The 20453-nt window shown below is 63.8% G+C and carries 25 protein-coding genes; 17 read left to right on the top strand and 8 right to left on the bottom strand.

Annotated elements, in window-relative coordinates:
• The first annotated feature begins 2 nt into the window (after positions 1-2).
• From AArcCO_RS10495 to AArcCO_RS10485, 3 genes are read left to right on the top strand one after another with little or no spacing between them, the layout of a single operon-like run.
• Positions 3-518, top strand: coding sequence for a cytochrome c oxidase subunit II (locus tag AArcCO_RS10495; protein ID WP_259533391.1), 516 nt, complete (start codon positions 3-5; stop codon positions 516-518).
• Positions 515-2269 (top strand): b(o/a)3-type cytochrome-c oxidase subunit 1, encoded by a 1755-nt coding sequence (locus AArcCO_RS10490; protein WP_259533388.1) that lies wholly within the window; start codon positions 515-517, stop codon positions 2267-2269. Before AArcCO_RS10495 ends, AArcCO_RS10490 begins: the two co-directional genes overlap by 4 nt.
• The gene (locus AArcCO_RS10485) at positions 2266-2484 is read left to right on the top strand and encodes a hypothetical protein (protein ID WP_259533387.1); all 219 of its coding nucleotides are present in this window, start codon (positions 2266-2268) and stop codon (positions 2482-2484) included. The genes AArcCO_RS10490 and AArcCO_RS10485 overlap by 4 nt, the downstream gene beginning before the upstream one ends.
• Positions 2485-2497: 13 nt before the next feature.
• On the opposite strand, the gene AArcCO_RS10480 is transcribed toward AArcCO_RS10485, so the two are convergent.
• Positions 2498-3613 (bottom strand): aminotransferase class V-fold PLP-dependent enzyme, encoded by a 1116-nt coding sequence (locus tag AArcCO_RS10480; protein WP_259533386.1) that lies wholly within the window; start codon positions 3611-3613, stop codon positions 2498-2500.
• A 56-nt stretch (positions 3614-3669) separates the two neighbouring features.
• Entirely contained in the window at positions 3670-4029 is a 360-nt protein-coding gene (gene trxA, locus AArcCO_RS10475; protein ID WP_323805935.1) for a thioredoxin, read from the bottom strand.
• A 306-nt stretch (positions 4030-4335) separates the two neighbouring features.
• Here trxA and AArcCO_RS10470 point away from each other — a divergent pair, with 306 nt between their 5' ends.
• On the top strand, positions 4336-4776 hold the full coding sequence (locus AArcCO_RS10470; RefSeq protein WP_259533384.1) for a type IV pilin domain-containing protein: 441 nt from the start codon (positions 4336-4338) through the stop codon (positions 4774-4776).
• Between the two features lie 70 nt (positions 4777-4846).
• Here AArcCO_RS10470 and AArcCO_RS10465 read toward each other — a convergent pair whose 3' ends face one another.
• Positions 4847-5302, bottom strand: coding sequence for a hypothetical protein (locus tag AArcCO_RS10465; RefSeq protein WP_259533383.1), 456 nt, complete (start codon positions 5300-5302; stop codon positions 4847-4849).
• Positions 5303-5517: 215 nt separating this feature from the next.
• Between AArcCO_RS10465 and coxB the strand changes: the two genes are divergently transcribed.
• The 5 genes from coxB to AArcCO_RS10440 all read left to right on the top strand — a co-directional run bounded on the left by coxB (position 5518) and on the right by AArcCO_RS10440 (position 9790).
• Positions 5518-6387, top strand: coding sequence for a cytochrome c oxidase subunit II (gene coxB, locus AArcCO_RS10460; protein WP_259533382.1), 870 nt, complete (start codon positions 5518-5520; stop codon positions 6385-6387).
• Positions 6384-8873: a cbb3-type cytochrome c oxidase subunit I gene (locus AArcCO_RS10455; protein ID WP_259533381.1), complete on the top strand. Its 2490-nt coding sequence runs from the start codon at positions 6384-6386 to the stop codon at positions 8871-8873. The genes coxB and AArcCO_RS10455 overlap by 4 nt, the downstream gene beginning before the upstream one ends.
• Before the next feature lie 89 nt (positions 8874-8962).
• Positions 8963-9103 carry a hypothetical protein gene (locus AArcCO_RS10450; RefSeq protein ID WP_259533380.1) on the top strand — a complete coding sequence of 47 codons (141 nt, stop codon included), beginning with the start codon at positions 8963-8965 and terminating at the stop codon, positions 9101-9103.
• A gap of 87 nt (positions 9104-9190) precedes the next feature.
• Positions 9191-9454 carry a cytochrome C oxidase subunit IV family protein gene (locus AArcCO_RS10445; RefSeq protein WP_259533379.1) on the top strand — a complete coding sequence of 88 codons (264 nt, stop codon included), beginning with the start codon at positions 9191-9193 and terminating at the stop codon, positions 9452-9454.
• 81 nt (positions 9455-9535) lie between these two features.
• The gene (locus AArcCO_RS10440; RefSeq protein WP_259533378.1) at positions 9536-9790 is read left to right on the top strand and encodes a DUF8049 family protein; all 255 of its coding nucleotides are present in this window, start codon (positions 9536-9538) and stop codon (positions 9788-9790) included.
• 149 nt (positions 9791-9939) lie between these two features.
• On the opposite strand, the gene AArcCO_RS10435 is transcribed toward AArcCO_RS10440, so the two are convergent.
• Positions 9940-10530, bottom strand: coding sequence for a class I SAM-dependent methyltransferase (locus AArcCO_RS10435; protein WP_259533377.1), 591 nt, complete (start codon positions 10528-10530; stop codon positions 9940-9942).
• A 113-nt stretch (positions 10531-10643) separates the two neighbouring features.
• Here AArcCO_RS10435 and AArcCO_RS10430 point away from each other — a divergent pair, with 113 nt between their 5' ends.
• From AArcCO_RS10430 to AArcCO_RS10415, 4 genes are all read left to right on the top strand, one after another.
• A complete protein-coding gene (locus AArcCO_RS10430; RefSeq protein WP_259533376.1) occupies positions 10644-11249 on the top strand; it encodes a GNAT family N-acetyltransferase in 606 nt (201 codons plus the stop codon).
• 70 nt (positions 11250-11319) lie between these two features.
• Entirely contained in the window at positions 11320-12957 is a 1638-nt protein-coding gene (locus tag AArcCO_RS10425; RefSeq protein WP_259533374.1) for a GTPBP1 family GTP-binding protein, read from the top strand.
• Between the two features lie 63 nt (positions 12958-13020).
• Positions 13021-13599, top strand: a complete 579-nt coding sequence (locus tag AArcCO_RS10420) for a magnesium transporter (protein WP_259533373.1) — start codon at positions 13021-13023, stop codon at positions 13597-13599.
• Positions 13599-14237: a magnesium transporter gene (locus AArcCO_RS10415; RefSeq protein ID WP_259533372.1), complete on the top strand. Its 639-nt coding sequence runs from the start codon at positions 13599-13601 to the stop codon at positions 14235-14237. Before AArcCO_RS10420 ends, AArcCO_RS10415 begins: the two co-directional genes overlap by 1 nt.
• A gap of 31 nt (positions 14238-14268) precedes the next feature.
• Here AArcCO_RS10415 and AArcCO_RS10410 read toward each other — a convergent pair whose 3' ends face one another.
• Genes AArcCO_RS10410 through mch form a run of 3 tightly spaced genes read right to left on the bottom strand, consistent with a single transcriptional unit; the run spans position 14269 to position 16982 of the window.
• Positions 14269-15474: a potassium channel family protein gene (locus AArcCO_RS10410; protein WP_259533371.1), complete on the bottom strand. Its 1206-nt coding sequence runs from the start codon at positions 15472-15474 to the stop codon at positions 14269-14271.
• Between the two features lie 49 nt (positions 15475-15523).
• A complete protein-coding gene (locus tag AArcCO_RS10405) occupies positions 15524-16033 on the bottom strand; it encodes a double winged helix-containing putative transcriptional regulator (protein WP_259533370.1) in 510 nt (169 codons plus the stop codon).
• Between the two features lie 4 nt (positions 16034-16037).
• The gene (mch, locus tag AArcCO_RS10400; RefSeq protein ID WP_259533368.1) at positions 16038-16982 is read right to left on the bottom strand and encodes a methenyltetrahydromethanopterin cyclohydrolase; all 945 of its coding nucleotides are present in this window, start codon (positions 16980-16982) and stop codon (positions 16038-16040) included.
• A 92-nt stretch (positions 16983-17074) separates the two neighbouring features.
• On the opposite strand from mch, the gene AArcCO_RS10395 reads away from it, so the two are divergent.
• Entirely contained in the window at positions 17075-17713 is a 639-nt protein-coding gene (locus AArcCO_RS10395; RefSeq protein WP_259533367.1) for a hypothetical protein, read from the top strand.
• 270 nt (positions 17714-17983) lie between these two features.
• Positions 17984-18949, top strand: a complete 966-nt coding sequence (locus tag AArcCO_RS10390) for an acetamidase/formamidase family protein (protein ID WP_345780889.1) — start codon at positions 17984-17986, stop codon at positions 18947-18949.
• A 14-nt stretch (positions 18950-18963) separates the two neighbouring features.
• Here the strand turns inward: AArcCO_RS10390 and AArcCO_RS10385 are convergent, their stop codons facing one another.
• On the bottom strand, positions 18964-19782 hold the full coding sequence (locus tag AArcCO_RS10385; RefSeq protein ID WP_259533365.1) for a DUF7096 domain-containing protein: 819 nt from the start codon (positions 19780-19782) through the stop codon (positions 18964-18966).
• Positions 19783-19949: 167 nt separating this feature from the next.
• On the opposite strand from AArcCO_RS10385, the gene AArcCO_RS10380 reads away from it, so the two are divergent.
• Positions 19950-20135: a DUF7525 family protein gene (locus tag AArcCO_RS10380; protein WP_259536536.1), complete on the top strand. Its 186-nt coding sequence runs from the start codon at positions 19950-19952 to the stop codon at positions 20133-20135.
• Between the two features lie 82 nt (positions 20136-20217).
• Positions 20218-20442 (top strand): DUF7123 family protein, encoded by a 225-nt coding sequence (locus AArcCO_RS10375; protein ID WP_259533364.1) that lies wholly within the window; start codon positions 20218-20220, stop codon positions 20440-20442.
• Positions 20443-20453 lie beyond the last annotated feature (11 nt).

Raw genomic sequence — 20453 nt, 5'->3', positions numbered from 1 at the left:
CTATGCACGTTCACAAGTACGAAAAACTCTGGCTCGCGCTTTCGCTCGTGCTCATCCTGGCGTTCATCGCAACGGTGACGTACGGTGCCGTCGGCGCCGGCGTCTCGATGGTCGCCGACGACGAGGAACCGGTCAACCCGGACACGCTTTCCGACCATCCGAAGTTCGGTGAACCCGGTGTCGAACAGGTCGGCGAAAACGAGTACGAGGTGTACGTGATCGCCGAACAGTTCGAGTTCAGGCCGGACCCGATCGTGGTCCCCGAACACAGCACGGTGACGTTTTACGTCACCTCCCCGGACGTGATCCACGGCTTCGGGGTCGTCGGGACCAACGCGAACACGATGGTGATCCCCGGAGAAGTCGCGAAGGTCACCGTCGAAACGGACGAACCGCGGGAGTTCGGAATCGTCTGTAACGAGTACTGCGGAGCCGCCCATCACGCGATGGAGGGGAAACTACACGTCGTTCCCGAAGAGGAGTTCGAAGAACACCACCAGGGAGGTGACGAGGAATGACTGAAACCGCGTTCGTCGACGAGTATCCCGAAGAATCGCGGGTGATCAGGGCTGCGTTCCTGGGCTCGTTCCTGGCGCTTGCACTGGGTGCGTTCTTCGGGATCGTACAGGCACTCCACCGGACGGACATCCTGCGGATATTCAGTTCGGTCGACTACTACACGATCCTGACGGCACACGGCGTCTTCCTCGTGATCAGCTTCACCATCTTCTTCCTCGTGGGTGTGTTCACGTGGGCAACCGTTCGCAGTCTCGGGAGGCCCGTAGAGGACATCCGATTCACCTGGCTGTGGTACGGGCTGATGTCTCTCGGCATCACGATTACCGGCCTGACGATCCTGCTGGGCTTCGTCGGGAGCATCGACATCAGCGCGGACGTGCTGTTCACCTTCTACGCGCCGCTCCAGGCTCATCCGCTGTTTTACGCGGGACTGGTGGTGTTCATCATCGGAACGTGGCTCGCCGGCGCCGACTGGTTCCGGTCGTGGTTCGCCTGGCGGAAGGAGAACCCAGACGAGCGGATCCCGCTGCAGACGTTCATGGTGCTCACGACGATGCTGATGTGGTACATCGCCACGACCGGCATTGCCGTCGCCGTACTCGCGTTCCTGCTGCCGTGGTCGCTGGGTATCGTCGACACGGTGAATCCGCTCTTGACCCGGACGCTGTTCTGGTTCTTCGGCCATCCGATCGTCTACTTCTGGCTGATGCCGGCGTACCTGCTGTGGTACACCGTCCTCCCGAAGATCTCCGGCGGGCGGCTGTTCAGCGACCCGCTCGCACGCGTCGTCTTCGTGCTCTTCTTGCTGCTCTCGACTCCCGTCGGGATCCACCACCAGTACCTGGATCCGGGCATCGCTGAAGGGTTCAAGTTCATCGCGATGACGAACACCATGTTCCTCCTGCTTCCGAGCCTGCTTACGGCCTTTACCGTGGTCGCGAGCATGGAGTACGGCGCCCGACAGCGCGGCGGGACTGGCCTGTTCGGCTGGCTCCGCGCGCTGCCGTGGCGGGATCCGGCGTTTACGGGAATGGCGCTTGCCGGGCTCATGTTCGCGGCTGCCGGCTTCTCCGGGATGATCAACGCCGGGATGAACATCAACTACCTGGTCCACAACACGATGTGGGTGCCGGGTCACTTCCACCTCACCGTCGGCACCGCCGTGACGCTGACGTTCATGGCGGGGACCTACTGGCTCTGGCCTCAGATCAGCGGGAAACAGCTGTACAGCCGGCCGATCGCGCTTTTGCAGGTCGTGCTGTGGTTCGTCGGAATGGCGCTGATGGCCAACGCGATGCACGTCCAGGGGCTGCTCGGCATTCCCCGACGGACTGCCGAACCCCAGTACGCCGGCTTCGAGTTCGAGACAGTCTTCGGCAGCGTTGCCGAACTCAACCTCCAGATTGCCATCGGAGGCACGCTGCTTTTCGTCTCGACTGTACTGTTCCTCGGTAACGTCGTGTTGACGATGGGGAACCCCCGGGCCGACGGCGTCGGAGAGACGCTACCGCCGGCGCTTTCGGGCCCCGACGACGCTCCCCAGGTGCTCGACAACCTGGCGCTGTGGACCGGGATCGCGATCGTGCTCGTGGTTCTCGCGTACGCGCTACCGCTCGCGAGCATTGTCACCGACCGCGGGCTGTTCGGCCTCGGCGGCCGCGCGTTCCCGGTGCTGTTAGAACTCGGAAGCGGACTGCTCCCGGCCGGTCTCGGAGACTCGGCAGTCGCGCTCGCGGAGGCGATCCGATGAGCGGAATCTCCCGCAGTGGACTACTGGTCACGGCCGGAGTCGCCGCCGTGATCCTGCTGGAGCTGCGCACGCTGCTTGGCATGTTCGGGATCGACATCGATCCGCTCGTCCACCTGGTGGGTACGGTCGTCGCGGTCGCCCTGCTGGTCGTGGTTCTCGACTGGTATCCGCGGATCGCCGGCCGCACCGGCGGGCAGGACGGGACAGCGAACTGAGGCGTGAAGTACCTTACAGTTCCCAGTCCAGTTCTGCGAGCAGCGCGTCGACTTCCGCGGGCGTGTTGAACACGTGCAGGGAGATGCGTACCGCGTTCATCGGCGGGATCGACCGAACCGTGAACCCGGCGTCGTCGAGTCGTTCGACCGTCTCCTCGGGATCGGACACGTCGACGGTCACGAGTCCTGACTCGTACTCCCGGGGGCTCAACAGCCGTTCGTCGGGCACGCCGGCCTTGAACCGGTCCGTGAGATCGCGGATCCGACCCTGTATCGTTTCCAGCCCGACCGATTCCATCGTTTCGATCGCCTCGAGCAGTCCGACGTGGGCCGCCAGGTTCGTCGTCCCGATCTCCAGGCGGGGAGCACCCTGCTTGAACCGGAACGACGAATCACCGGGCGACTGGACGCTCCGATAGCCGATCGACCGCGGTTCGAGCCGGTCGGCCACCTCGCGCCGGACGTAGAGGAAGCCGCCGCCCCAGAGCCCGAGCAGCCACTTGTGGCCGGCGGAGGCGACGGCGTCGGCTCCCCACTCTTCGACGTCGAAGGGTGCCTGCCCCGGTACCTGGACGGCGTCGACGAGCGTGAGCGCTCCCGCCTCGCGGGCGATGTCTGCAAGCTCCGAGATCGGAAGCCGTGTCCCGTGGGTCCAGGTGAGCGCGCTGAAACACGCGAGCTTCGCATCCGAGACGGCGTCGGTAAACTCGTCTAAGTCGATCCGGCCGTTTTCGGTTTCGACGACGCGGACCTCGACGCCCTCGCGTTCGAGCCGCTGCCAGGGCAAGATCCCTGCAGGATGCTCGAGATCCGTTCTGACGACGATGTCCCCCGGCTCCCAGTCGATCCCGGACGCGAACCGGGCGATCCCGTCGGTCGTACTCTCGGTGAGCGCCAGTTCCGCCGGCGAGGCACCCACAAACTCCGCGATTTCCTCCCTGATCCGTTCGTATTCCCCGAACGTAAACTCGTAGATGTCGCCCGAGGCGTGAACGTCGTACTCTACACGCTCGAGGTAACCGTGGGCGGCCTCGACGACCCGTCGAGGGCTCGGACCGCTCGCGCCCGTGTTCATGTACGCCACGTTCTGTACGGCTGGAATCTCTGATCTGAGTTCTGCGGGTTTCATCACTGTAGTGTCCGACTTCCAGGTCACCCGGGTGATCGCGCCGGGGTGTGAAAAGATTAGGCGTACCGCTCGACGACAGCAGTTAGCTGTTCGGACGACTGGACACCGACGAGCCGTTCGACCGCCTCGCCCCCATCGAAGAGCAGCAGGGTCGGCACGCCGCGAACGCCGTAGTTTTGTGCCAGCGGCTGGTTGGCGTCGACGTCGACCTTTGCGACGACTGCGTCGGTGTCTGCGGCGATCTCTTCGACTACGGGCTCCATCATCTGACAGGGGCCACACCAGTCGGCGTGGAAGTCGACGAGAACGGTCTCTCCGTCCGCGATCAGCTCTTCGAACTCGGCGGTTCCGTTGACGATCACTGGTTCGTCGGATTCGAGTTGCGTTGACATCGACTGTCGTTTGGACCCTGGGATGTATTAGTATTGTGGTTTCTATACAATTTTGAAAAACCGATGGAACCGTTGCCGCCGGTGGGTCGACTTCGGTCACGGACTGGGACCAAAGACGGCACAGGAACGGGTGGTACAGGAACGGGTGGTACAGGATCGGGTGGCACAGACGATCGAGGACCGCGCTAACGAGAGACGTGACACAGTAATATCAGGGAACCTATATATAGTCGGGAGGTGTATAGACAATTGTCTCACGGTAACCGCTACGTATGGTGATTTATCGCCAAACAGTTCGCTTTCCGTGTCAGTACACAGAGAAAATACGTCATGAAATTACAGACATTATTTACGGAACGGCGCGCAGTTTCTCCGGTTATCGGCGTCATACTGATGGTCGCGATTACCGTGATCCTGGCGGCAGTGATCGGCACGTTCGTGCTCGGACTGGGCGACCAGGTCGGAGACACCGCCCCCAACGCGAACTGGGGCGCGGAATTCGATGCGAACGGGGGCGAAAACGGCACAGTGACGTTCACCCACCAGGGCGGTGACGCGGTGGAGGCGTCGGAACTCTCGATCACCGCATCGGACAGTACCGTGTTCGAGGCCATGAACGCCGCCGAACCCAGCGACGCTCGATTGGCCGCCGGTGACACGATCAGCAGGGAGATCAGCGATAATTTCGGCGGAACCACCACCGCGAACCTCGTCTGGGAAAAGGGCGACCGCTCGAGCATTCTGCGCTCGATCACGATCACCGTCGACTAGCTCTCCCGATCGAGGAACCCTTTTTTGGACAGCAGAACGACGACGCCAAAAGTACAACAGCCCCGGGACCTCATCCGACGACGCCGAACAGGAGCTGGGCAGCGATCACGGCAAGGAACAGCAGGCCGAGGGTTCCGACCCCGACGCCGACCGCCTGAGCGTTGCCGAGCCCCCGGCGTCGACTCGCGGCGTAAGTTCCCCAAAAGAGGTACGCCACGAGCACGAGCGCAAGCGTGGCTCCAAGCACCACCGCAAGCAGGTCGACTGGTACCCCCTCGAGGAACCCGTCGCCGACCGCGGCAACGACGCCCAGGCCCATTCCGACGGCCAAAAGCAGGAATCCCACCGCCAGAACGGCCGGATCCTCGGCTGCCGTTTTCATGCGGGACTGCAGCCGGCGCCATCCGCCCGGCCCCCGATCGTCCGAACTCCCGCCGGCTTTCCTGGAGCGCCGCGTCGCCGCCAGGAAGACGACGAGCAGTACCCCGGCCATCAAAACCGCACTGAGTAACTGGGCAGTAACCATGCGAATATGTCCCGTGCTGCGTACTCCGTTCGGTTGTACTTATACCCTTCGCTGCCTCCCTCGAGTTAATATCAGATTTTTTATCCATACTTAAAAATAGCCTTCATAACTCGGGAAAATAGCCTTATGGCAGCTTCGAGCTCCCCGGCTACATCCCCTATTTGCCAAAAGAGCTAAGTACGTCCTACCGTCAGGAATACCAAGACTCGCTACCCATGACATGTGTACTCTTATCGGGACTCCTCCTGCAGGTTCGACCCGGGGAATGGCGGTCTCAGGCGGACGTGTTCGAGGAGATCTTCTTCGTGTTCCTCGCGCTCGGGACGCTCGTGGGGATCGTCGTGGTCGCCTACACGCTTTACAACGCCTACAAGTACCGGGACAACGGCGAGCCCGAGGACGACGAAGAAAACCGACCGACTCTCGGTGAGCTCCCGACGGGAGACGACGGTGGAAAAGGAAAGAAGCTGTTCCTCTCGTTCGGCATCAGCGCCATCATCGTCATCAGTCTGGTCGTGTACGCGTACACCCTGTTGATCTACGTCGAATCGGGGCCTGACGTCGATCCCGAGGCCGAACTCGAGATAGACGTCGAAGGCTACCAGTTCGGTTGGGAGTTCGAGTATCCGAACGGGCACTCCGTGGACAACGAACTGCGAGTTCCGGCCGATCAGGTGGTGTACCTCCACGTGACATCACGGGACGTGTGGCACAACTTCGGCTCGCCGGAGTTACGCATCAAAACCGACTCCATCCCCGGCGAAACCTCCACGACCTGGTTCCTCGAGGAGGAAACGGGAACGTACACCGCCGAATGCTTCGAGCTGTGCGGAAGCGGTCACTCGTACATGAAAGCAGACATTATCGTAATGGAACCTGGCGAGTTCGAGGAGTGGTACGAAGGAACGGATCCGGAAGCTGACGAAAACGGCGGAGAAAACGCCGAAACTGACGACGCCGATGACGCCGAAACTGACGACGCCGAAACTGACGACGCCGACGACTCGGACGCTGACGATACGTCGTCTTCGCTGACCGGCCCGGCTCTCGGAGCCGTCGTCTCCTCCGGAGGTGTCGCTGCATGAGCGGCGCCCACGCCGGGGACGAACACGGATCGCCCGCCCCCGTCGAATCCGAAGGAGAAGACGACGATCACAGCCACCACCTCCCTCCGAAATCGACGCTGAAACGGTGGTTCGTCACGACGAACCACAAGGACGTCGGCATCCTCTACACCCTGACTGCGCTGTTCTTTCTGCTTTTCGGCGGCATGCTCGCGCTGCTCATCCGGATGCAGATGTGGGTGCCCGGCGACCAGGTCCTGACGGGGCTCGCGTACAACGAGGCGGTGACCGCCCACGGCCTGTTGATGGTGTTTTGGTTCCTCTCGCCGCTGGCGTTCGGCTTCGCGAACTACTTCGTCCCCCTGCAGATCGGCGCGGAGGACCTGGCGTTCCCCCGGCTCAACGCGCTATCGTACTGGCTGTACCTCCTCTCGGGGGTCCTGTTTGCGATCTCGTTTTTCCAGGGCGGAACGCTGGACGCCGGCTGGACGATCTACGCGCCGCTGAATCTGCCGGCGTACACGCCCAGCATCGGCTCGACGGGGGCGATCCTCGCACTCGGCATGTTCCTCACCGCCTCGACCGCCTCGACGATGAACTTCCTCGTGACGATCCATCACTCGCGGGCGGAGGGGATGGGGCTGTGGGACATGCCGATGTTCACCTGGACGATCCTGCTTACTGTCTGGATGATGTTGTTCGCCTTCGCGACGCTGCTGGCGGCGGCGCTGATCTTGCTTTCCGACCGGATCTTCGGCAGCGTCTACTTCTCCGCGACCGAGGGAGGGTCGTTACTGTGGGGGCATCTGTTCTGGTTCTTCGGCCATCCGGAGGTGTACATCGTCTTCTTCCCTGCGCTGGGGGTGATGCTGGAACTGTTCCAGACGTTCGCCGGCAAGCGTCTCGTCGGCCGCAAGTGGGTGATCATCGCGATGTGTCTGATCGCGATCCAGTCGTTCCTGGTGTGGATGCATCACATGTTCCTCACGACGATCAACCTCGAGATCAAGACGCTGATGATGGCGACCACCATCGGCATCTCGCTCCCGTTCGATCTGCTCGTGTTCGCGCTTATCTACACCCTGATCAAGGGACGTGTCCGGTTTACTACGCCGTTTTTGTTCGCGTTCGGGGCGCTGCTTCTGTTCATCCTCGGTGGGATCACCGGGGTTTTCCTCGGTGCGATTGTGCTCGACTACGAGTTCCGGGGCACCTACTGGGTCGTCGCGCACTTCCATTACGTGATGTTCGGCGGCGCGACCGCCCTCTTCGGCGGGCTCTACTACTGGTTCCCGAAAATGACCGGGAAAATGTACGACGAGCTCCTCGGAAAGCTCCACTTCGCGATCTTCTTCGTCTCCTTCAACGTCGTCTACTTCTCGATGTTCCTCGCCTGGGAGACGCCCCGCCGCGTCTTCGAGTACAACGTCGACTTCATAACGTTCCATCAGTTCGGGACGATCGGTGCGTTCCTGCTGGGTGGATCGTTCTTCATCATGTTCTACAACTTCTTCAAGAGCTACGTTTCCGGCCCGGACGCGGCCGACAATCCCTGGCGGTACACCCGGACTGCCGAGTGGGCGGTTCCCTCTCCGCCGCCGCTGGAAAACTGGTCCGGGCGCCCCAGCTACGCCTCCGGAAGGCTCGAGTTCGTCTCCGACGCGGTGCCCGACGGCGGACACGCGGGTTCGACCGACTCGATAAACGCCAGTCCGGGGGACCACGCCTCTCACGCCAGCATCTGGCCGTTCTGGATCAGCGTCGGGCTGTTCGTGTTCTTCCTCGGACTGTCGGGGCTGGCCGACCAGATCACACTCGAGGCGGGCGCAAGCAGTATCGACGGCTACTTCTACCCGATCACGACCGCCGTCGGGCTCGCGGGGCTCATCTACGCGTGTGTCAAGTTCGGCCTCGAAGACTTCTTCGCGCCCGCAAGCGAGGTCGCCGAGCGGTGGCCCTTCGAGGGGATCGAGAAGAACAAACTCGGCGTGTGGTTCTTCCTCGCCTCCGACGTGATGGTGTTCGGTGCGTTCCTCTCGGCGGCGGTGTTCATCCGCGTCAACGCCGGCTGGACCGCCTGGGAGCCGATCCCCGACGCCACCTTCGGCCTCATAAACACGTTCGTTCTGCTGACCTCCTCGTTTACGGTGATCCTTGCGCTCGTTGCCGCACAACGGGGGGACAGTCGCAAGCTCGTCGGCGCTCTCGGAGCGACGATGCTGCTCGGATTTACCTTCTTCGGCATCAAGCTGTTCGAGTGGTACGAGAAGATCTACATCGACGGGATCACTCTCAGCTCCAGCGTCCAGGCGTCGACGTACTACGTCACCACCGGCCTCCACGCCGTGCACGTCATCATCGGCCTGCTCATCGCCGCGTTCCTGATCGCCAGGGCCGCCAGGGGCGCCTACCTGGAGGACGAACGGTCGATCGAGTACTTCGGGCTGTACTGGCACTTCGTCGATATCGTCTGGGTGTTCCTCTTCCCGCTGTTCTACCTGATGTGACGCCCCGAACGACGTCGGTGTGACGCCCCGAACGACGTCGGTGTGACGCCCCGAACCACTTTTCCGGTCGGACGCGAACAGTTGCATCGATGGACGTCTTTTCCCTGATGGTGATGCTGTCCGAACTGCATCCGGTGCTCCGCGGGGTCCTCATCGGCGTGTTCGGAATCGGGAGCTGGATCGTCGGATTGGCGATCGCGTATCTCCTGTACCGTCGATATCGTGGATGAGCTGTTGTCGACGAGGTGACTGTAAAGGGCTACCCCCCCACATTGGGGGAAGATATAAGTTCACACGGTCCCCCGGTTCGGACGCCAATGACGTCGGTACGACAGTACACACTCGTCTACGTGCTTCTCCTCGTGCTTGCTGCCTCGAAGTGGCTGTTCTTCAATCTCCCGGGGTTCGACTACTGGACCGCGATCGGCGCCACGATGGTCGCGGCGTTCCTCAAAACCGGCCTGATCGTCGGCTACTACCAGCATCTCAAACAGGAGCCGCGGTCGCTTACGTATCTGATGCTTTTGAGTGCCGCCCTCGTCGCACTGCTCGGCGTCGCTGCGTCGTTCTCGATCACGTAGCGGCTCCGGAGGCTCCGATCGACCGCGACCGACCGGTTGCGAACCGCCGAGTTCTTTTCGCGCCTCGTCGATAGCGAGCACATGGATCTCGACCGAGCCCGCGAGGACCTTCTCGTCGCGGGAGTCGCCGCGGCCTGTGCAGTCGCGCTCACGCTGGGGTTCGAATACGCGCTTTCGACCCCGATACCGCTCCAGTACCGTCTGACACCGCTTTTGGTGTACGTACTCTATGTGTTTTCCAGGAAGGGTGGACCGTACGGCCGATACGACACTCCGAAAACGTGGGCAATTCTCGCGGTTCTGGTGTCGGTCGTGACCGCCGTCGTCGTGGCGTGACTGGCCATCGATCTGGTCTACAGACAAAAGCAGACCGAGTGCCTCGGGGTCGTCCGAAAATCGAAGACTTTCGTGATCACGAGAATCGAAGATTCTCGAACGACTTGACCCCGAGGTACTCCACGACTCGTGCAACCGCTATACGATCCTCACAGACGGTCACCGTCGACCGGAACCACCCCGGCCACCGTGTATCCGAACCCCGTATCGAGTACCGACGGTTCGAAACCGGCAGCCGAGAGTTCGTCGGCCAGTTCCGCGGGCGTATAAAAGCGGGAGCGCATACCGACGGCGTGCTCGCCGGCGACCAGCAGTCGTCCGAGAGGGTGGGACGGATCGAACTCCCGGATCACGAGCACACCCCCCGGTGCGAGCACCCTGAACGCCTCCCGTAGTACTACTGGCCGGTCGGGAACGTGATGGAGTGCGTCGACCAGAAGCGCCGCGTCGAAGGCGGCGTCCGCAAACGGAAGCCGCCTCGCGTCGGTCAACACCCCGTGGACGTTCTCGCCGCCGATACGTCGGAGCATCCCCGCGGAGGCGTCGGCGACAACTCGCTCGGGGCCGCGGATCGACGCGATCGCCCGTCCGGTTCCTCCACCGACGTCGAGGACTCGATCGATCGGCCGGTCGGCCATCGCGAGCCCCGCCGACAGGTCCTCGACGGACGCCGGCGGCATCACGGCGTCGTACACGTGCGAGACGAGATCGAAAAAACGGACGTCGCCGGGGCCGAACATGGTTCCATCTACGATCCAGGGACGCATAAAGGATGTATCGTCCCAGTACTTGCGACACACACCGTGATTGCGAGAGGCAGACCGTACTTAAGAGAGCGGATCCTACCGAATGCGTGAAGTTCGAACTGCTCGGCTGGCCGCCGTCGGGGCCCACACTCGGGCTCGACTTCCGAACCTTCAGCTACGCCGGCAAGTTCGTCATGACCACCACCGGTAAGGCCGTGATCCGCGGTGACACCGAAATCGAGGGCGCGGCAAAAGCGGAAGCTGACGCCGAGGATCTCCCCGACGGAGTCGATCCGTCGGCGTTCGAGGACGACGTCCTGGCAGCGGTGGCGTTCAACGAGGACCGAACAGATCCCGGAACCCTCTGGCTTCGGTACGTCACGGTCCACGCCGACCACCGGGGACGGGGACTGGGTCCCCGTCTCCTCGGGTTCGTCGCCAGAAGGGCCGAGATCCGGGGATACGAGCGCTGTCGAATCGCCGTCAACAACCCGTTCGCCTACGAGGCGGCCTACAGGGCGGGGTTCGCGTACACCGGTCGACGAACGGGGATCGCGGAGCTGGTTCTCGAACGCCCCGGCAGCGCCGATCCGGGAACCTACGAGAACGGTCTGAGACAGTTTCTGGACCGAGAGCTCTCGGTGGCCGAACGCGAGTTCCTCGACCGAAAGTTCGATTCCGAACCGCCAGAAACGATCGATCCGCCGCCGTGACCCCTTCGACACTCCCTGCGAGAGCAAAACCCGCACAACCGTTATACGGTACAGGGGCGTACTCGCGCCCATGAGCGCCGACAGGGTCGTGCTCGAACGGGCCCTCGAACGTGGCGAACGGGAGGGCGGACACGTCGAGTTCAAAGAGCGCCTCTCCCGGGAGATCCACCTCGCGGACGGTCGCCTCCAGAGCCTCGCCGCCCAGCTCCGGCACCGCGTACTGTCGGGCAACGGCGAGGCGACCTACGTTGTGGGCGTCACCGACGACGGGGGGATCGCCGGGATCTCGCCGGACGCGTTCTCCGAGACGATGGACGTGCTGTCGTTGCTCTGTGAGGAGGCCGACGCACACATCGCCGATGTCGAGACATGGAGTGCGGGAAAACGAGGGAACGGCTCCGAGGAGGGGCTGGTGGGGGTGGCGACGATCCGGGACGGCGGAATGCTGGCCTCCGATGACGATCACATCGTGGTGGGGACGGCCGGCCACGTCGATCACGGCAAGTCCACGCTCGTGGGATCGCTGGTTACGGGCCGACCTGACGACGGTAACGGCGACACCAGGTCGTATCTCGACGTCCAGCCACACGAGGTCGAGCGGGGGCTCTCTGCGGATCTCTCGTACGGGGTGTACGGCTTCGACGACGAGGGGCCCGTCCGTCTGGAGAACCCCCACCGGAAGCAGGATCGGGCCCGGGTCGTCGAGGAGGCCGACCGGCTCGTCTCCTTCGTGGACACCGTCGGTCACGAGCCGTGGCTCCGGACCACGATCCGAGGACTCGTCGGACAGAAGCTCGATTACGGACTGTTGACCGTCGCTGCCGACGACGGTCCGACGAAGACCACCCGGGAGCATCTGGGGATCCTGCTGGCGACCGATCTCCCCACGATCGTCGCGCTCACCAAGGTCGATCTCGTGGACGAACAGCGGCTGCTGGAGGTCGAACGCGACGTCGAGTCGATGCTCCGGGACGCCGGGCGGACGCCCCTGCTTTTGGCCCGCCACGGCGTCACGACGGCCGTCGACGAGATCGGCGACGGCGTCGTGCCGATCCTCCGGACGTCGGCCGTGAGCGAACAGGGACTGGAAACGCTGGATCGACTGTTCGAACAGCTTCCGAACCGCAACGAGGAAAAGCGAGAGGCCTTCCGGATGTACGTCGATCGGACGTACGGCGTCACCGGCGTCGGCGCAGTCGCCTCCGGAACGGTCAACTCGGGGACAGTCGAGGCGGGAGACCAACTCCTCCTGGGCCCGATGCCGGACGGAACGTTCCGCGACGTCGAGGTCCGGTCGATCGAGATGCACTACCACCGGGTCGACGAGGCGCGCGCTGGTCGGATCGTCGGGATCGCACTTACAGGGGTGAGCGAACCCGAGATCGAACGCGGGATGGCGCTGCTCCCCAGGGACGCCGATCCAACCCCGGTACGGGAGTTCGAGGCGGAAGTGATGGTGCTGAACCATCCTACGCGGATCCAGGACGGCTACGAACCGGTCGTCCACCTCGAGACCGTCTCGGAGGCGGCTTCGTTCCATCCCGACGACGGACGCCTGCTTCCAGGTGACACCGGGACGGCTCGGATTCGATTCAAGTTCAGGCCGTACCTCGTCGAGGAGGGACAGAAGTTCGTCTTTCGGGAGGGACAGAGCAAGGGCGTCGGTACTGTAACTGATCTTACACCAGGAGCAGAAAACGACGACTGAGACCGAACGGGAGTGCCCTCGCTCGCTCGGTACATTTATGTCCGATTCGCTTCAGATCCCTGTATGGACGTACGGCACGGGGTGTGGCGTATCTACCGCGAATCCATCGCCATCCTCCTCGTGAGCCTTCTGGGGGGTGTGTTCGCAGGGTCGGTTCTGGGGACCGAGGGGATGATCGACGGGTTCGAGCGCTATCCTGGGCTGTTACTGCTGTTACCCGCGTTTCTGGCCACCCGTGGTAACGTCTACGGCGCGCTGGGAGCGCGGATCTCCTCCGGGCTCCACCAGGGGCTCATCGAACCACGGTTCCAGCGCGACCGGCGGCTACTGGCCGCGGTGATCGCCTCGTTTATCAACGGGATCGGAATCTCCGTATTCATCGGCTTCCTGTCGTGGGGGCTGTTACAGCTCGTTCCGGGACGGGATCCCGCACGGCTCGTCGAACTCGTCGGTATCATGCTCATCTCCGGGGTGTTGACGTCGATCGTTCTCATCGGTGGACTGCTGGTGCTGGTGTTCGCCGGCTACAAACACGGTCTCGATCCCGACAACCTGATCGGACCGATCGTCACCACACTGGGTGACATCTTCGGCGTCGTCTTCCTGTTCGTCGCGATCACGGTCGTAGGGGTGGTCGTGTAATGGTGTCGATCCCCGGTGACTCGCTGGATAGCTGGACCGTGAAAAGCATCGTCGGAACGATGTTCCCGATTCTGGTGGTGCTGTCGATCCTCGAGATGGGATCGGGGTTTGTCCTCGAGACGCTCGAGGAGACGTATCTCGGCAACCCGACGCTTCTGGTGCTCGTCCCTGTGATGATCGACATGGGAGGGAACCTCGGGGCGATCCTCTCCTCGCGGCTCTCGACCCGGCTGCATCTGGGACTGCTCGAGTTCGATCCCCGGGATACAGTCCTGTGGACGAACATCCTCGCGATCCTCGCGCTTGCTGGAACGATCTTCACGATCCTCGGGTTCGTCGCCTACGGGGTCGGCCACCTGATAACCGGTGAGCCGATGGCACTTTGGGACTTGCTCGTCATCTCGGTCGTCAGCGGGATGATCCTCGCGGTTGTCGCGATCGTGCTGTCGATCGCGGCGACGTACGTCTCCTACAAACAGGGATTGGACCCGGACGACACGACGATCCCGGTGGTGACGAACGTCTGTGACATCCTCGGCGTGATCATCCTGTCGGTCGTCGCCATCGCTGTGCTCGGCGGCCCGCCGCTTCACGTCGTGCTGTTGGAAGAACTCGGCGCTGTGCTCATTCTGTTGTGAAAGTAGTTTATCGAACCTGGACCAGTCCGGGCTAGGTCGCCAGTTCGGCGAACTCCACCGCCGAGGTTCGGGTACCCTTCGTGATCACGACGTCCCCGGGACGAAGGGCAGTATTCATGTCGGGACCGACGATCCAACCCTCCTCGGGACGTCGGATCGCGATGACGCTCGTCGAAATGTCTGTGTCGGGAACCCCCTCCGTGACGTCCGTCCCGTCGAGGGCGCTCCCGGCGGCGATCGTCGTTCGAGTGATGATCTCGTCGGATTCCCGTACCGCGAGCTCGACGACCGGGTGGACGTCCAGGTCCCGGAGCACCCCTTCGGTGATCTCCAGAGCCGCGTCGGACACCTCCTCGGTCGCGACGCCGAGATGGATGAGCCCGCGCAGGGCGACGGGATCCTCGGCGTTTTTCGCCGCCTGGAGCGTCCACGCCTCGAACCGCGACTGCAGCGCGTCCACCTCGACCTCGAGGTTCGACACCTCTTCGGCCAGTTCCTCGTTGTCGAAGAGCACGCTCCCGTAGGCCAGATCGACCGCCAGTTCCGAGAGGTTCTTCATCAGTACGATCGAGTCGACCGCTCGCTCCAGGTCGTCGATGTCGGACTCGACGGGCGGTTCGACCTCGTAGGGGTCACCGGTTGCCCGCTCGTACACCTCCTCGATGTTGGGTTCCGGGCCCCGGAGGATGGTGACGTCGCCGTCTTCGAGAACGGTCTCCGGGCCGGGGTTGAGGATCCAGTCGTCGTCGCGCCGGATCGCGATCACCCGGACGCCGGTCTCCGACTCGAGGTTGATGTCCAAAAGCGTTCGGCCGGCGTACGGTGAGTCCGGCGCGATCGTGCCGCGAACCAGCACTTCGACCGCCTCCGAGAGCGCACCCCGCATCGCATCCGGGAGCCCGATGTCCTCGAGGACGATCTTCGCGATGTCGCCGGCGGCGTCGGATACCTTGTCCGCGCCCGCCACGATCCCGAGGACGGGAGCCAGCTGTTCGGCCTCGGAGGGGTTCCGGGCCGCGAGGATGAGACTCATCCGGGCGCGCATCTGGAGGACGTCCATGCGGTGTTCGAGTTCGAGAACCTCCCGGGCGATGTTCTCGCTTTGATGGAGGACAGCCGAGTACGCCAGATCGATGAGCAGCTCCGAGGTGTCCTTCATCTCGACCAGAAGCTCCTTCACACTGGTGGGTTCGTACTCCACCGGTTCGGCCGGGTCTCGGCCCCCGAACAAGTTCATGAACGATACGTTCCGTGGAAGCGATAAAAGGGTTATTACGCACCTGCGGTCATCGGCGCGTCTTCAGTCGATAAGTCGGCACCGCTGATTTCTCCCCGGGCTCGATGCGGTCTGCCAGATCCAGCCGGACCGCCCACTCGAGGAGCAGTCCGGTTCGTTCCCGCCAATATTCGTCGTGGTGGACGCGCCGGTGACGCTCCCAGGTCGGCTCGCAGTGGGTAATTCGCTCGGCGATCTCTGCGGCAGTCAAGGGGCGATCCGCCGAGGAAACCACAGTCAGCGCCTCCTCGGCAGCGTACACCCGCCGTCGAAACGGTCGGTCGAGGGTTTCCGAAGTTTCCTCGCGGCGCGTTCGGCGATAGCCTCGGGCGGTACGTTCGACCAGTCCGAGCGCCCGGAGAAACGCGAGCCACGCCCCGGCTTCCGTTTCGTCGATGTCCAGTCGCTCACGGAGCCGACGCTTACAGTCCGGTTCGGACGCCGGGACCAGCGGTATCGCACGGCGGACGTCCTCGAGCGACGATCGCTCGGGCACCGTCGGGACGGGCTTGAACCGCATCGGGTCAGTTCGGGGTCGTATGTCCGAACGACTCCGCGAGCAGTTCCTCGTCTGTTTCGCCGTAGACGTACGTCGGCCCGTCCTGGACGTCGATCGTGACTACGGCGGGCGCAAACACCGACGCGTCGACCTCGTAGAGATCCCAGTCGACCGCCTCGAACACCTCCACGAACGGCGTGTCGTGCTCTTCGCGGGCGCTGGAGGGAACCTCCTCGAACCGATCGAACTCTTCGGCGACCTGGAGGTACACCTCCCCACCGTAGGCGACCGCGTCGTTGGTCCGCCCCATCGCCACGGATTCGTCGTACGAGACCGGCGCGACCGGCGCGGAGCCAGTCGCCGTGATGACGTCCCGAGGGTCGTATCCCAGCTCCGAGAGCCGGAAGACGGCGAGCTCGGCCGCGCGCGCGGCGGCCGTCACGCTGCCGACGGTCGAGCCGAGTGCGAAGGTGGGCAGGAACACCCCAGACGGTTCGACGCCCGCCAGGTCCGCGACGTGTTCGGCGATGTCGTCGCCTGGGAGATCGATCGCCTCCACCGCCAGCACGGTGAGGTCGAACTCGTCGAAGTAGCCGACCCGCTGGAACTCCGACTCCTCTCCGACGAGCGCCCGCGCGGGACCGGAGCCGAGCCCGTTGAACCCCTCGACGTCGATCTCCCAGCCCGCTTTCTGGGAGCACAACAGCGCGATTGCAGGGTGATCGCTCGACAGCTCGACGTACGGCGTCGGTGCGCCCGCCACGCGGTCCATCCGCGTTTGAACCGTCGCCAGCCCCGCGGTCTGTATCTCCGACAGCAACAGCCCCGCTTCGAGCCCGGCGTCGACATCGACACCGAAGTCGAGCACGGTCGCCCCACAGCCGAGTTCCCTCGCGACGATTCCCAGCTCCTCGGCGAAGTCCAGCGCCTCGTCCATCAGCTCGATGGCCGTCCGGTTGATGCTCTCCATAACCCCCCTTTCGAGCGCCATCCGGTAAGTGATTTCTCAGTCGCCGGCGCCCCCGAGGATTCAAACCGGACTACGAGCCACCCGGGCGTGCCGTGACAGAAAACCCACGCTTCACGAGACGCACCGGCCTCAAACTGCTCGCACCGCTTCTGGCGGGTGGCGGGACCACGCTGGCGGGGATCTACCGGAGCAGTCGCCCGGCGGTCGCAGTCAGCGATCCCGGTTCCTCCCGGTTCGAGGCCAAAGACGCCCCGACCGTCGAGCGCAACGACGGCCGCGTGAGCGCCGTGACCGTCGCCCCCGAAATCGACGTCGACTGGCGGAACTTCGGCGGCGGAGTGGCCGAGATCGGATTGACGCTGGGCGCCAGCGTCGACGGAAGGATGGACCTGCTGGCCGACGTGTCGGTCGCCCCCGACGAGCCGACTGAGGCTCCGATCGCGGACGTTGACGGGGAGTTCGACGACGTCGACGGGACGCTTGCATTCAGCTTCGAGACGATCGACGCGACGGCGGTCGGTGACGGTGTCACCACCGAGTCGTTCGGGGATCCGGAACTGGAGGCCGACGAAACCGCGACGACGACGGTCGAACTCTACGTCGGCGTCGAGATCACTGGTAACGAAGGCGAGTTCGAGGAGACTGTCGAAACCACAACGTTCGACGTCACCGTCCGGAACCCGGACGGCGAATCCGACGTCGGCGGGCAGGCGAATCCCGACGCCGGCTGAGAGGCGCCGGTGTACCGGGGCGCGGGAGCCGAGTTCGGGTGGTTTCGGAGGTCCAGCCGTCTCACCGGCAGTCCGATTTAAGACCTCCGCGGTAGATGTTGCAACTGTATGACACACCACGACCACGGAGACGGACACGGGCACGGCCACGGAGACGGACACGGGCACGGCCACGGAGACGGACACGGGCACGGCCACGGACATGCACACGGGCACGCCCACGCGCACACTCACTGCCACAGTCACGAACACAGCCACGGCGGGCAGTCGCTGGAGTACGAGGTCGACTACCGGCTCTCGGACCGCGAGGAGAACATCCACCGGGTGTGGGACAACTCGCTGGATCCGATTTTGACCGTCGAGGACGGCGACGTCGTCCGGTTCGAATGCCGCGACGCGGTAGACAGACAGGTCGACATCGAGTCCGACGTCGAGGACTTCGCGAACGTGAGTTTCGACCCGGTTCACCCCCTTACCGGGCCGGTCGCGATCGAGGGGGCCGAACCCGGCGACGTCCTCCAGGTAGAGCTTCTGGATCTCCAGCACAAGGGCTGGGGATACACCGGGTTCCTGCCCGGCGAGATGGGACTCGGATTGCTCCCCGAGGAGTTCCCCGACGCCGGTGTGCACTACTGGGACCTGGAGGGCGACGTCGGCCGGTTCGTAAACGGGATCGAGGTGCCACTGGATCCGTTCCCGGGCGTGATCGGCGTTGCCCCCGGCGAGGAGGGAGAACACGACACGCTGCCGCCCCGGTCGACCGGGGGCAACATGGACGTAAAGCACATGGCTGCCGGCTCCACCGTCTATCTCCCGGTCGAGGCGGACGGCGCGCTGTTTTCGGTCGGCGACTGTCACGCCGCCCAGGGCGACGGGGAGGTGTGCGTGACGGGGATCGAAGCGCCGATGTTCGTCACCGCACGGTTCACCCTCCGGACGGACATGTCGATCGAACAGCCGCAGTTCGAGACGTCCGGACCGTTCACGCCGACGGGTCACGACGAGCAGATGTACGCTACGACGGGGATCAGCGACGACCTGATGGACGCGACGAAGAAAGCGACGCTGCACATGATCGAGTATCTCGCCGGCGAGCGTGGACTCACCCGCGGGGAGGCGTACATCCTCTGTTCGGCGGCGATGGATCTCAAGATCAGCGAAGTCGTCGACGCGCCCAACTGGACTGTCACGGCGTACATCCCGGAGAGTATATTCCCGGAAACGGAGGACGAATAGGGCGAAAAGCTGCGTTAGCGACCGCCGTGGCCGCGGTCGTCATCGTCGTCGTGATCTGGCCCGCGGTCGTCGGCGCCGCCGCCATCGTGGCCGGGGCCGCGGTCGCCGTCACCGGGCGGGCCGTGTGACATCCCGTCGGGCGGACCTGGCCGGTCACCGGCGTGGGGGCCGGCGATTTCGCGTGCAGTCTCGGCGACGTTGGCTCCACCGAGTTCGCCTGCGCGATCCCGAAGCTCATCGATTTTCGCCACGTCGACCCCCTGCTCTTCGAGCGTCTCCTCGGGGATGTCCGCAGCCGTCGCGTTGGCGTCAGCCAGTGCCCGTTCGAGGCTCCGCGTTTCAGCGTACATCGTTGCCATCCGGGCGTTGTGCATCCCGTGTGAGAGGTCGCTTCGATGACGCTGGTCTGCGATCGAGGCGTTGCGGTTTTCCATCTCCTCGATCTGTGCTTCGGTCCGCTGGATCAGCGAGGCGATCAGCTGGGCGCGTTCCTCGTCGGTGTCGGCGGCGGCCATCGCTGCGGCGAAGGCGCGGCGGTCGAGTTCACCTTTGAACTCCGCGGCGCCGACGCCGACGACACCGCCGAACTGCTCGCCTGGCGCGACGGAGTCGTTCCTCGCGTCGCCGTCGGCACCGTCGTCCGCGTCGCCGTCGTTCGTGTCGGTACCGTCTTCGTCGTCACCAGGAGTGTCGTCGGCCTGGAACTGGCCGACGACTGGAACGTCGCCGTCCAGCACAGTCCGATCCTCGGCGTCCAGCGCCGCACCTCCCGTCGCACCGAACGCCGACGTCACCATCACGATCGCCATCGCGATCGCCACGATCTGATTCATGTTCGCCACATAGCGAGCCCATCGCTTATACGTTCGACATACTCGCCCGGAATCAGCCCGAATTAAGCCGAGTTAAGCGAACGACATCGCGGTACTGCATCCGGGTCGGTGTCAGGGGCGAACCCCGCACCGCAGGAGCTAAGTTCCGACCCCCGGAAGCATCGTGCATGGCAGAACACACAGCGTCGACCGATATGGGACTAGGACTCATGCTCGCGCTGTCGGCGGTCGCGATCGTCGGCGCCGTCGTCCTGTACGGCGGACCGACTCAGCTCGACCGGGCCTGGGGGTTCCTCGTGGCGATCGTCGCCGCGTCGCTTGCCGTAAGCGCCATCCACCTCTTCGACGGCTGAATCGACACTGTTCCACGCGGCGCCGGACCGTCCGATCGGCGAAGAAATCGTTAAGGCTCACAATCCCCTACCTACAGTGAAGATGACCGAGCTGACCGACGAGGAACAACGGATCCTCGCGTACCTCTACGACAGCGTCTCGCGCGGACAGCGGTACTTCCGCGCGAAGACCATCGCGGAGGCGATCGGACTCTCCTCGAAACAGGTCGGCGCGCGTCTACCCCAGCTCGCAGAGAAGTCCGAGGACGTCGAGATCGAAAAGTGGGGTCGTGCCCGATCGACGACCTGGCGCGTGACTCCCGAGTGAGGAAAAGACCG

The organism is Halalkaliarchaeum sp. AArc-CO (assembly GCF_024972735.1).
Lineage (GTDB): Archaea > Halobacteriota > Halobacteria > Halobacteriales > Haloferacaceae > Halalkaliarchaeum.
This window is presented reverse-complemented; position numbering and strand designations above follow the sequence as displayed.